The following is a 13,875-nucleotide window of genomic DNA, read 5'->3' on the forward strand; positions in this document are numbered from 1 at the left end:
CATAGAGAAAAAATTACTTTTTGGTCAGCCCAATAGAGATGGGCTTTTACATTAAAAATAAGAATCACCATTCAATCAATTAATTAATGGGAGGCATTAATGAAGAGGTTGTTTATAGTTTTTGCTTTTTTATTAGCTACTGTTGTTAACGCTCAATTTATGGTAAATCCGTTCGAAACAGCAGCAGCTGATAGTTTTTTTAACCATCCCGAACCGGGTAACTTGCACGGGTTAGGTACAGGTCAAGGCTATGTGATTTTATCCGATACAAATGATGCTCATCAAGGTCAGAAATCCCTTAAAGTTATGTGGCATTGTAATACTACTGAATCGTGGGGTGGTTTCAATCAGCTGATGTACTTAATTCCAATTACCGAGCATCGGTATCTTGATTTTAGTATGGCAGACCATCTTAGCATTTGGTATAAGACCATTCGCCCTTCAACTGCACCTGGTTTTGTACACATGAGATTTAAACTGCACGAAGCAGGTGGAGGAGCTGATTATTGGAACTCTCAAAATGACCATGAAGACTGGTATTTTGAAACAGCTGTGCCTTACGATGATTCCACAGGTCAATGGCAGGAATTAATTATTCCTTTAAAAACTATTAATGGCTTTGACGGAGCTCCGCCTACAGATGAAGGATTTTCTTTACCTGGCTGGAGTGGTGCAAGAAACAATGGTGAACTGGATTTAGATAAAATTGTAGGTTATAGTATTGAAGTTACTGCTCCACAAGTTGGAGGCGACCAATGGGCTTATGGGACAACTTTATGGGATGATCTTAGATTAATGGGTTCCAAATATGAACCTATCGCTACATTCGATAACGTGGCTGCTGACCCTAATTACTTTACTTTTGATAAAATGGAATGGGCTAATGCAAATGCTGCTCTCGATTTAACAGATGTAACAACTGATGTTTTCCAAGGCGCTTCAAGCCTTCAAATTCATTATAAAGTAAATGCAAATCAGGACTGGGGCGGCTATGTAAATATGACCCATAAATTTGATACACCACGAAATCTTGCTTCTAATACCGCCCTTTATTGCGCAATAAAAAATCTTGTGCCTAATAATCTACCAACCAGACTGCAGTGCAGATTTATCCTTTTTGATGGAAGTGGAAACGGAGAAGAAAGTTGGTTCCAACTACTTAATTTTAATATTGATTCAACTTACAACGAATGGACGACCGTAAAAATTCCACTTGAATATATCTCAGACCAAACATGGGATTTACAAAAAGGTGTGTTTATTAATCCTCCTGGACAGGGCAACGACGATGGAAAAATGGATTTGACTACTATAACTGGATTTAAAATCGAATTTTCTGTGAACGGAAGTGATAAAGGTTCCGTAGGCGCCGATGTAATTTCCGAAGGAACAATGATGATTGATTTTATTATTCCAGCAGGCTATCAGGAAACCGATAAAACTCCCCCTGACGCACCTCAAGGTGTAACAGCTATTGCAGGCAACTATTCAAATCTTATTATTTGGAATGATGTGCCGGGCGAAAGTCAAGAAAAATATAATGTTTATTTTAGCACACAGCCAATTACAGATGTTAATGCGCCTGGTGTTAATGCAGTTAAAGTGAAAATCCCTGAAGGTGTAAGTCAAGTTGAACATCTTTTACGTTCACCAGTAAGGGATACAACTCTTACTTACTATTATGCGGTTACTTGTACAGATAAAGCAGGGAATGTTTCAGTAGTAAGTGAGAATTCATCTGCGACTAACACTGCAAAGGGTGTTCCTGTAATTTCACTAAATCCTCCTGCAAATTTTAATCCTGATGGCGATTTGAGTGAATGGTCTGGCATTCAACCGATTGAAATTGCAATAAGCAAAGGAACAGGCTTCCCTGCACCTAATACATTTGTAACAGACGATGCGGATTGTTCTGCTAAGGCTTACCTTGCAATTGATAACCAATACTTATATGTTGCTTTTGATGTTGATGATGACATTGTTAATCCATCTTCCCAAGCAGCGTCTTATTTAAACGATTCACCCGACTTATTTATTGGCTTATATAACATGAGTGGTGTTCCTCATAGTGCGTATCAAAGAGGGAAACAGCCGGATTATCATATTCGTTTTAATATTGGCGCTGTTAGAAGTGAGGGTGGAGCTGATATTGATACTGTAATGAAACCTGGCCCAAATTACTTCTGGGGAGAAAAATTCCCAAGCGGGTATACTGTAGAAGCTAAAATTTCGTTAGATGATCTTATGAACAAAAGAAATTCCCCTGATGCAAGGAAAGATACAATTTATGTTAAGAAAGGTTTTAGAGTCCCTATAGATTTTTCAATAAATGATAATGACACCGGTGATAGAGACGGCATACTTTGTTACTCTCCGTATAATCAGGATCAATCATGGGCAGATGCTTCAAGATGGTTGTGGACTTGGATTGGGGATGCAATGGAACCTGTTACAAGTGTTAAAAATGAATCGGTCCCTGTTCAATATTCTTTGGAACAGAATTATCCTAATCCCTTCAACCCAACAACACAAATTAAATACTCAATTGCAAGGCCAGGTCTAGTGACTTTAAGAGTTTATGATATTTTGGGTCGTTTAGTAAAAGAACTTGTAAATCAAAATCAAGAAGCTGGACAGTACACAATTAATTTTAATGCTTCGGGATTAGCAAGCGGTATTTATTTATATAAGTTAGAAAGTGGTTCGTTTACAAGTGTGAAAAAATTAATGCTTATAAAGTGATTTATACATGGGGTTGTCTGAAAGTAAAGTGAAGATATAACATGAACTATACGAACTTTTTATTCGAGCTTTGCTTTTTAGCCAACCCCATATCCTTGTTATATGGATACGATGATTAATAGACAATCATTATAAATTGGAGGGATTTTAACTTGGCACGTATATACAACCTTACTTATTGTCTATCTGCTTTTATATTATTTTCTATTTTCACCATAACTACTTATGCTGGTACTACGGGTAAACTTGTTGGCAAGGTAACTGATAAAGAATCTGGCGAGCCTGTGGTGGGTGCAAATGTAATTGTTGAAGGTACAAATTTTGGTGCTGCTGCTGATATTGACGGCTATTATTATATAAATAGTATTCCCCCGGGAGTTTATAATGTAACAGTAAGTTCAGTCGGCTATCAGAAAACAAGAATTACTAATGTTGTTATTAGAATAGATTTAACAACAAGGTTAGATGTTGAGCTAACGTCGACAGCTGTAAGCATTGGCGAAGTTGTAATAGAAGCCAAACAGCCGCTGATTACAAAAGATTTAACTTCTTCTTCTGCAATTGTTACTGCAGAACAAATTAAGGCAATGCCTGTAGAGAACATTAATCAAGTAATTAATTTGCAGGCAGGTGTTGTTAATGGCCATTTTAGAGGCGGTAGGGCAAACGAAGTTGCTTATCTTATAGATGGAATTCCAGTAAATGACGCATTCAATAATTCTCTTTCTTTGGATGTAGAAAACAATTCAATTAGACAAATGGAGGCAATCAGCGGGACTTTTAATGCTGAGTATGGGCAAGCTATGTCTGGAATTGTAAATATTGTTACTAAAGATGGTACACAAAAGTTTGAAGGTACAATTTCTGTTTACGGTGGAAATTATTTTTCGAATCATTCCGATATTTTCCCTAATATTGATAAATTTAATTTAGGCGGCCCACGGGATTTTCAATTTACGTTCGGCGGTCCTACTAAGTTAATTAATAACTTAACTTTTTTTCTAACCGGTAGATACTACAAAGATAATGGATATATTTTTGGTAAAAGGGTATATAACACTTGGGATAACAGGCCGTATTTCCCAAATCCAAGTGACCCAAATTTTTATATTAATAGAAACACAGGTGATGGTGCTTATGTTTCTATGAATCCTGCAGAAAGAAAATCTTTTAATGGCAAGCTTACTTATAATTTACCTAATTGGAAGTTTAGTTATAGTTTCTTTTGGGATGATAACTGGAATAAGTATTATAATCATGCATATCGCTTAACGCCAGATGCAATAAAAAATCATTATAGAGTTAATACAATTAACGCCTTGCAAATTGCATATTATCCTTCCCACAATACATTCGCAACTCTTAAACTTTCAGCAAATCTAAATAAATACTGGGGTTATCTGTATCCAGACCCCTATGATCCAAGATACGTTGACCCTAATCAAGGCAGTCCTCTTTCAAATTACACTTTTTACTCCGGCGGTAATGAAACTGATAGATATAACCGATATACATTGACTTATATTGCTCAATTTGCAATAGAATCTCAGCTATCCAAAGAACATAAAGTGAAATTTGGTGCTGATGTAAAATTGAACAAACTGTTTTACCATTGGATGGATATTAGAAATTTAACCGAAGGTCAATTAGACAATCAAGGTAATCCAATTTTTACTTTGGGATATAGTGACCCTGGTACAAAATATAATGATATTTACAGCGGTGATGGTTTTCGTAAACCTTATGAACTTGCAGTATATGTTCAAGATAAAATGGAATATGATATTATGATTATTAATGCTGGACTTAGATTCGATTATTTTAATCCCAATGCCGATTTACCTGTTGATATTAGAAACCCTCTTAATAATCCTAATTTCCCTGGAGCTTACGAGAGAAAGAAAGCTGGAATAGAATATCAAGTAAGTCCCCGACTTGGCGTTTCATTCCCTATCTCTGATAAAGGAGCTATACATTTTTCCTACGGCCATTTTTTCCAAATTCCATCATTCGAAAATCTTTATTCAAATAGTTCTTATATTATTGACCAAACTACTTCCCTTTCTTCTGTGGTTGGTAATCCTGAACTAAAAGCTCAAAAAACAATAAAGTATGAGTTAGGTCTTCAACAAGTCCTTTTCAATGATGTATCTATTGATGCAACTGTTTATTACAGCGATATCCGTAATTTGCTTGGAATGGAAATACTGCAAACCTATGAGGGATTTTTATTTGGTAGATTTATTAACAGAGATTATGGAAATGTAAAAGGATTAATTATAACTCTGGATAAAAGATTTTCTAATTTCTTCTCTGCTAAAATTGATTACACATATCAAATAGCAGAGGGTAATGCATCTGACCCATTTGAAGTTTATTATAACAATACAGCAGACCCGCCGGTTGAATCCAATAAAAAAACTGTTCCTCTTAATTGGGACCAAACACATACATTAAACCTTTCGCTTACAATAGGTAATCCTACGGATTGGACAATTGGACTTATTTTTAACTACGGGTCTGGCGCACCCTATACAGTTGAACCGCGATACACACTTGGATTAAGATTCGAAAACAACGGACGTAAACCTGCTGTTTATAACCTCGACTTAAAAGCTAATAAGCATTTTAATATTCTTGGTTACGAATTCAACACATTTATACTTGTTTATAATCTGCTTGACATTAAAAATGAATATGGCGTTTACGGCTCATCTGGTAGAGCAGGAATTGACCTTAATACAAAATTTGCTGGGCCTGTAATAGGATTAAATACAATTGAAGAGTACGTAATAAATCCTTCTTTTTATTCTGCTCCACGGAGAATAGCAATTGGATTTAATGTTGGTTTTTAATTACTGAAAGTGAGGAGAACTAATGAAAATTAAATATTTGTGTATAATTCTTTTCTCTTTATATGGTTCAGTGCTTTTAGCTCAAACTCAAGAACAAATTCTTAAATACAGAACTGAACCTTATGGTGATAAGACCTATAGAAAAAAAGGTATTATGGATGGGAATTTAATTCGTACAATATTTAGAAATGATGGACAAATTGGAACTTGGCCTGATAGACCTTCTGGCGAATGGCCAAAAGGTACGGGACACAATTACATTGATGGTTGTACTCCAATGACATCTTCGGCCGTAATTGCACCGGGTAATCACCAATTAATTCATCCCTGCCAAACATCTTATCGCGAAGAAGTTGACTTTGACCCCGTTACAAATGAACTATGGGTAATGGAACCAGTCCCCGGGTATGCTAACCCTGCTTCTGAAGAACCAGCAATTAGTACTAAACCAAGAACATGGCCTTTAACTTGGCCCAGATCACTGCCTAATATCGACCCCTCTTGGGATGGCTACTGGTTTGGGTATTTTGGCAGAGGAGTACAAAATGCCGACTTTGAAACTTTTTACGTAATTGATGATTCGAAAGACAAAGAATTTACAAGATTGCCATATTTATATTATCCTATTGCAACCGATTCAAACCGCGGCGGTTTAGGCCTTAGAGAAGAAGTAAGAGGTTTTCAATGGTCTCACGTTTTAGCTGAAGATATAATCTTTTGGCACTTTGATATAGTTAACATGTCAGACTACGATTATGATACCACCTACTTTGGCTTTTATTGTGATACGGGTGTTGGCGGTGTTGATGATAACGGCGATGATTGTGCTTCATTTAGTACTAAATTAGATATTGCCTATGCATTTGATAAAGATGGAATTGCTCCGCCGGATAGATGGAAAACCGGTTACGTTGGTTATGCTTACCTAGAAAGTCCAGGCAATGGATTTAACGGAATTGATGATGATGAAGATGGGATGGTAGATGAAAGAAGAGACGATGGAATTGATAATGATCACGATTGGGTTGGTTTTACTGATGTGAACGGAAATGGTAAGTGGGACCCAGAATTAAACGAGCCATTGAACGATGATCTTGGTAAAGATGGTGTTGGGCCTTTTGACCCGCAATATACTGGACCTGATGAAGGCGAGGGTGACGGAATTCCAACCGACGGCGAACCAAATTTTGATAGAACTGATAAAGATGAATCAGACCAAATTGGACTAACAAGTTTATCTATTTACAGACTTTCTGGTAAGGGACCTACCGATGGCTGGCCGAAAAACGACGAAGTTATGTGGAGGAAAATGGCTTATCATAATTTTGATACAACTTTGCAAAATTCAAATATAAGCATGGTCTTTGGGTCAGGCCCATTTCCACTAAAACAATATAGAAGAGAAAGATTCTCTGTCGCTTTGGTCTTTGGAAACGATTTATCCGATATGATTTTTAATAAAGAAACAGTTCAAGCTATATATAACGCAAATTATAACTTTTCTAAACCGCCCTACAAACCAACTCTAACTGCAGTGGCTGGAGATAAAAAAGTGTTTCTTTATTGGGATAGCAAATCGGAAAATTCATACGACAATTTTTTGAGGAAGTTTGATTTTGAAGGCTATTTAATCTATAAAAGTGAAGAACCAGAATTCAACGATATCAAAGTAATTACGGACTCAAAAGGTGAACCAAAGTATTGGAAGCCAATCGCTCAATTCGACCTTAAAGATGGTATTAAAGGACCAGACCCTGTGGGTATTAACGGTGCTCATTTTTGGAGAGGAGATGATACTGGGCTGCAGCATTCTTACATCGATACTAATGTTACTAACGGTAAAACTTATTATTATGCTCTTGTTGCTTATGACCAAGGTGACCCAAACTACGGAACAGCCGGCCTAATTCCAACTGAAACTACTAAAATAATTCAGCAGGACCTTGTAGGTAATATAAGATTTGTTGATATAAACTGCGCTGTGGTTAGACCTAATGCACCAGTTGCTGGGTACACTCCACCAAATGTTGAAGGTGAACTGACTAAACCTGCTGAAGGAATAGGCACAGGGCATCTCAATGTTTCTATTCTGAATCCAAATGAAATAAAAGAAGGCAATTCTTACAAAATTGTTTTTAAGTCAGTCGGTGATTTTCCACAATATAAAACAACTGGCTATTCAATTATCCGCACAGCTGATGGTAAAACAGATACTCTTCAAGCTTTTGTTGATTCTACTTTAATTGGAAGTGATAAAGTAAGCCCACCTTTTGATGGCCTGGTGCTTAGCGTTATAAATGATTCGGTTACTATTGATGCTGAAAGAACAAAATTTGTTCAAAGCATTAGCAACTTAGACATGGTAGTAACTGCAGACAACAGTTCGCCTGCAAGAGATGTAAAATGGCCTGCTGATTTCGAGATTGAATTTACTGGAGAAAACTTAGTTTACACTACACCTTTTACTAAAATGCAAGTGCCATTCAAAGTAACAAATTTAACTACTGGTCAACCTGCCGATGCCGAAGTATTCGATAATAATAAAAATAAAAAATTTGATTTAGGAGATGATATTGTAATAATTCAATATGTTGGCACTGCATATAAACTTACTTGGAGAATAGGTTATTATAGACCTACAACAACCACAGTTGCTATAGAACCGAGAGCAGGTGATAAATTTATTGTTGCAACTAAAAAACCATTTAAAGCTGGGGATTACTTTACGTTTGCAACTAAAGCTGCTAAAGTAGATGTTTCACTCGCCAAAAATCAGTTGAGCCGGATTGCAGTAGTTCCTAACCCTTACATTGCAGCTGCATCATGGGAAAAGAGAAATATAAATTATACTGGCCGGGGCGAACGAAGATTAGATTTTATACACCTGCCGGAAAAATGTACGATAAGAATTTATACAGTTACTGGTGCGTTGGTAAAAACTTTGTATAAAGATGGCGGTGCTCAAGATGGTTCGATTTCATGGAATTTAGTTTCTGAAGATGGAATGGATATAGCTTATGGCCTTTATATCTACCACGTTGATGCACCTGGCATAGGTGAATATGTGGGCAAATTTGCAGTTATTAAATAGCTATGGAGTTAATATGAAATCTAAAATGGTAATTCTTTTCATTGTAATTTCTTTTACCTGCGTAAGTATATATCCTCAGGAATTTGTCTCTAATGTGTCAAAGCGTGGAACTACAGCAGCTCCGTTTTTATCTATTAGTCAAGGCGCTAGGGCAACTGGAATGGGAAGTGCTTTTGTTGCAATTGCTGATGACCCTACTGCAATTTTCTGGAATCCTGCTGGCTTAACTAAAGTGCAAGGTGGAGCTGTAGTTTTCGACCATACAGAATGGATTGCAGATATTAAATACAACTTCGCCGCTGCATCTTACAATTTAGGCAGTATTGGTACAGTTGGAGTAAGTTTTATTTCATCTGATGTTGGTGAAATGAAAGTTCGAACTGTTGACGAACCAGAAGGTACCGGCGAGGTCTTTTCTGTTTCTGATGTTTCAATAAGCGTTGCTTATGCTATTAATCTGACTGATAACTTTTCTATTGGATTTAATCCTAAATTTATTCAACAATCTATTTGGAAGACTTCTGCTACCGCTTTCGCTATTGATATGGGAGTTCAATACATAACCCCTTTTGATGGCATTGTGCTTGCCATGTCAATTTCAAATTTTGGTACAAAAATGAAATTAAGCGGAACTACTGATCTTGTTCTTTATGACCCCGATCCCACAACTACTGGAAACAATGGTATGATACCTGCTGAATATCAGACTGACTATTGGGAATTACCGTTAAATTTCCGAGTGGGTTTAGCTTACCAGCCGCTTAAATCAGATTTGAATAAACTAACCTTAGCTGTTGACGCTGCTCACCCAAGTGATAATTATGAAAGTGTTAATGTTGGCGTAGAATACGCTTTTAACAATATGTTCTTTGTTAGAGGCGGCTATAAGTCACTTTTTTTAAGAGATTCTGAAGAGTCTTTCACTTTTGGATTTGGAGTAAAACAGAAACTATTTAGCAGTTTTATTATAAGTATAGATTATTCTTATGGTGATTTTGGTAGACTGAATAACGTTCAAAAATTTTCAATTGGTCTCGGTTTTTAATAGCATTCATGGTGCCTCCGCGAATGCTTGTGTTAAAAAAGTAAGAGGCAATTTAAAAATTGTTCTTTTCGTGATTTATTACGCTTTGCACAATAATTTTTTTGGAGCGATGTTTTCAGCAATCTGATATAAAAGGTTTGGCTAAACCGAGGGGTAAATTTTTTAGAGAAAAATTTGGATTGAAGTATTTTCTAAACCCTGGAGAGAAATAAATGTATGAAAAAAATCACAAAGAACTTTTTTAGAAAGCCTCTTACTTTTAACAATACTTGCCTATGAAAAGTCAAATTTATTATATGGTTATACTAACGAGCATTTTAATTTACAACTACAATCTTTCTGCTCAAAAGGTTTTTGTTAACCAAGCTGGATACCTTAGAAATTCTGTAAAAACTGTTTACTTCGATCAACCAGTTGATAGTTTTTATGTGTGTAATTCACAAAATTCAGTTGTTGTTTTTAAAGACAGGGCTGAAATTTCAAAATTTGTAGACCCTGCTACCGACTTGGTCATTTATAAAGGGGATTTTACAGAGTTCTCATCCGAAGGAAAATATTTTATTAGAGATAATTTCAACAACAAATCAGTTTCATTTGAGATTTCCGATACTGTATTTAATACACTTTTTCGTAAATCACTTAAGGCATTCTATTTTCAAAGATGTGGGATGGAATTGAATCTCCAATATGCTAATCAATATTACCATCCAAAATGTCATATAGCAGATGGATTTTTTCATACAAGTACTGATACTGCAGGTTTTATGCTTGCAACAGGCGGCTGGCACGATGCTGGTGATTTTGGAAAGTATGTTGTAAATGCAGGTGTGAGCGTTGGAACTCTTTTAATGGCTTATGAATTTTTTCCCGATAGGTTCTCTGCAGATGATTTAAATATTCCTGAAAGCGGTAATGGTGTACCAGATATTTTAGACGAAGTTAAATATGAACTTAACTGGCTATTAAAAATGCAAAGGGGGGACGGTGGAGTATTCACAAAATTAACTCCAGAAAATTTTGCTCCATTTTTAATGCCCCAATACGATAGTTCAAAAAGATATATTTATAAAGTCTCGAGTACTGCTACTGCAGACTTTGCAGCGGTGACAGCAATGGCAGCAAGAATTTATAAGGATTTTGACAAGACTTTTGCAGATGAATGTATGCATGCTGCAATTAAAGCTTGGTCCTTTCTTGAAAGAAACCGTTACATCGTTCCAACTGGTGGCTTTAAAAATCCAGCTGGTACACACACTGGCGAATATGGAGACGATAATGATACTGACGAAAGATTATGGGCTTCTGTTGAATTATTCAACTCAGTCCAAGATCAAAAATATCATGATTATTTTTTAACTAACTATAAAAGTCGTGGAGTTTTTAACAGCACTATGAATTGGCAAAATGTTCAGAGCATGGCGCTGCTTTCCTACTTAATGAGTAATAATACTTTGTCGAATTTAACAATAAAAGAAGAATTGTTGGCCGCCATTGAAAATTTTTCTGCAGAATTAATATCGAAAAGTCAAAATGATGGATTTAATGTTACTATTCAACCTGGGGAATATACTTGGGGAAGTAATTCAATTGTGTTGAACAATGCTGTTATTTTAATTTGCGCATATAAATTAACAGGCAATAATGACTATTATAATACTGCATTACAGCAATTGAATTACATATTAGGTATTAATGCACATCAATTATCGTTTGTAACTGGTATCGGCGAAAAACATGTAATGCATCCCCATCACCGGGCTTCTGCTTCGGATGGTATTGATGAACCTGTGCCTGGATTTGTTGCTGGAGGTCCTAATCAATTTCTTCAAGATGATATTTTAAAAAGTCGCTTCAACAGTTCAACTCCACCTGCGCTTTGTTATGTTGACGAGACTGATAGTTATGCATCAAATGAGGTTGCTATTAATTGGAACGCTCCTTTGGTTTTTGTTGCGGGATTTTTTAATGGAGAAAGTAAATTAGATAACGTTGAAAGAATAAATTGTACCTTACCTTTAGAAATTAGATTAGATCAAAATTACCCAAATCCATTTAACCCTTGCACAACAATAAAATACTCACTTACTTCTGCTAATGCACAAAATCATAATGTATTAGCAGACCAAGTTAGTGTAACACTAAAAGTTTTTGATATTCTTGGGAGAGAAATTACAACTCTAGTTAACGAAGAAAAATTTTTTGGAGATTATAAAGTTGAATTTAACGGCAACAACTTACCGAGCGGTGTTTATTTTTATAAAATAACTGTTGACAAAAATTCATTAATAAAAAAAATGTTGCTTTTAAGATGAGCCTAACATGAAAGCTATCACTGCAATAATTTTTTTAACAGCACTTTTATCGGTTTGTTTTGGCAAAAATTATAAGGGTGCAGAATATAGAACAAAACAATCTTTCCTCTATGGCCGATTTGAAGCAAGCATCAAGGCTCCAGGCAAAGAAGGGCTGTTAACCTCATTATTTACTTATTTTGATGGTACTCTTTCTGACCCATGGTCGTCTTCAAAATGGAATGAAATTGATATAGAAATTTTAGGGCGCTATAACAATGATGTGCAATTCAATACAATAACTCCTGGACAAACGAACCACGTAAGGCATCAACTTGTAAACTTTAACCCTGCAGAAGATTTTCATACTTATGCTTTTGAATGGACGCCTGATTATGTCGCCTGGTTTATTGATGGAGATGAGGTTTATCGTCAAACTGGAGAACATATAAAAACGCTTATTCACCCACAAAAATTTATGATGAATATATGGAACCCAGCATATACAAACTGGGCGGGTGAATGGAACGAAGCCGTATTACCGGCTTATGGTTACTATGATTGGGCTGCATATTATGAATATAAACCTGGTGAAGGTGATTATGGGACAAACAATAATTTTAAATTTAGTTGGAGAGACGATTTTAATTTCTTTGATTCGACAAGATGGCAAAAAGCAACTCACACTTGGGATGGAAATAACTGTGACTTTATACCTGATAATGCCGTGTTTGTTAATGGCAAACTTGTTTTGTGTTTAACTAACAACAATGAGACAGGTTATAATGATAAAACACCGCCATCAATTCTTTCAGCAAGAGCAGTTGGAAAAAAAATCTTTGCTTTTTTTTCTGAAGAACTGGATTCAGCTTCCGCTGTTAATTTTTCTAACTATATAATTAATCTGCCGGGAAGTAAAATTCAAAACATCGATTTACTAAAAGATAAACGCACAGTTTTGTTTACTCTTGACGCTGATGTCACTACAGGAAGTGTTATTGTACGTGGAGGAGTTAAAGATTTGTTTGGTAATATAATTAATCCCTCATCGAAACCAATTTTTATACCTCAAACTTTTCAATACCCTATTAAAGTGATTGCTGGATATGAATCAGCTTACAAAGATTTTTTAAAAGATCAAGAATGGAATTATCAGTCACAATACGGGTATATAGACGGGGGAAAAAGTCAATTTAATTTGCCGATTGTTAATGCTTCATCGGATGAACAGCTTGTTTACCAAACTGAAAGATGGGGAATGGCAAAGTATGAATTTCAGTTAGAACCTGGCATTTATCGAATTGCACTTAAGTTTGCTGAAAATTACTTTACAGAACCTGGCAAAAGAGTTTTTGATGTTTACGTTCAGGGTAACAAAGTAATTAATTCTTTGGACTTGGTTAATGTTGCAGGTGTAAGAACAAAATATGATAAAGTATTTGATAATATTTATATAGGAGATAACGGAATTTTAGATATTCACTTTTCATCGGTGATTGACAATCCTATAATAAATGGATTAGTAATTGAGCAAATATCAACTAAAGTAGAACATGGAGTAGTTACTCCAAAAAATTTTAAGCTTGAGCAAAATTATCCTAACCCCTTTAATCCAACAACAGTAATTAGTTACCAATTACCTGTTAGCACTCATGTTACATTAAAAATTTACGATTTGCTTGGTAGAAAGATAGCGACACTTGTTAATGAAGAGAAAAGTTCCGGTAGTTATTCAATTAAACTTTCGACATCAGATTATCATCTATCGAGCGGCATTTATTTTTACAGAATGACCGCAGGCAAATTTTCAGAGACAAAAAAGATGATTTTACTTCAGTAAGAAAAAATTAA

General features: G+C 35.6%; 6 protein-coding genes. All 6 read left to right on the forward strand.

What is annotated here, in order from left to right:
• Positions 1–99 precede the first annotated feature (99 nt).
• The 6 genes from ABRY23_12565 to ABRY23_12590 all read left to right on the forward strand — a co-directional run bounded on the left by ABRY23_12565 (position 100) and on the right by ABRY23_12590 (position 13,864).
• Positions 100–2,742, forward strand: coding sequence for a sugar-binding protein (locus ABRY23_12565; GenBank protein MFA3783886.1), 2,643 nt, complete (start codon positions 100–102; stop codon positions 2,740–2,742).
• A gap of 152 nt (positions 2,743–2,894) precedes the next feature.
• Positions 2,895–5,597: a TonB-dependent receptor domain-containing protein gene (locus tag ABRY23_12570; protein MFA3783887.1), complete on the forward strand. Its 2,703-nt coding sequence runs from the start codon at positions 2,895–2,897 to the stop codon at positions 5,595–5,597.
• Positions 5,598–5,619: 22 nt separating this feature from the next.
• Positions 5,620–8,688, forward strand: a complete 3,069-nt coding sequence (locus tag ABRY23_12575) for a hypothetical protein (protein MFA3783888.1) — start codon at positions 5,620–5,622, stop codon at positions 8,686–8,688.
• 13 nt (positions 8,689–8,701) lie between these two features.
• On the forward strand, positions 8,702–9,733 hold the full coding sequence (locus ABRY23_12580; protein MFA3783889.1) for a PorV/PorQ family protein: 1,032 nt from the start codon (positions 8,702–8,704) through the stop codon (positions 9,731–9,733).
• A 275-nt stretch (positions 9,734–10,008) separates the two neighbouring features.
• A complete protein-coding gene (locus ABRY23_12585; GenBank protein MFA3783890.1) occupies positions 10,009–12,045 on the forward strand; it encodes a glycoside hydrolase family 9 protein in 2,037 nt (678 codons plus the stop codon).
• Positions 12,046–12,052: 7 nt separating this feature from the next.
• Complete coding sequence (locus tag ABRY23_12590; protein ID MFA3783891.1) at positions 12,053–13,864, forward strand: family 16 glycosylhydrolase; 1,812 nt, start codon at positions 12,053–12,055, stop codon at positions 13,862–13,864.
• The last annotated feature ends 11 nt before the right edge of the window (positions 13,865–13,875 follow it).

Source organism: Melioribacteraceae bacterium 4301-Me (genome assembly GCA_041538185.1).
GTDB classification, from domain to species: Bacteria; Bacteroidota; Ignavibacteria; order Ignavibacteriales; family Melioribacteraceae; genus Pyranulibacter; species Pyranulibacter aquaticus.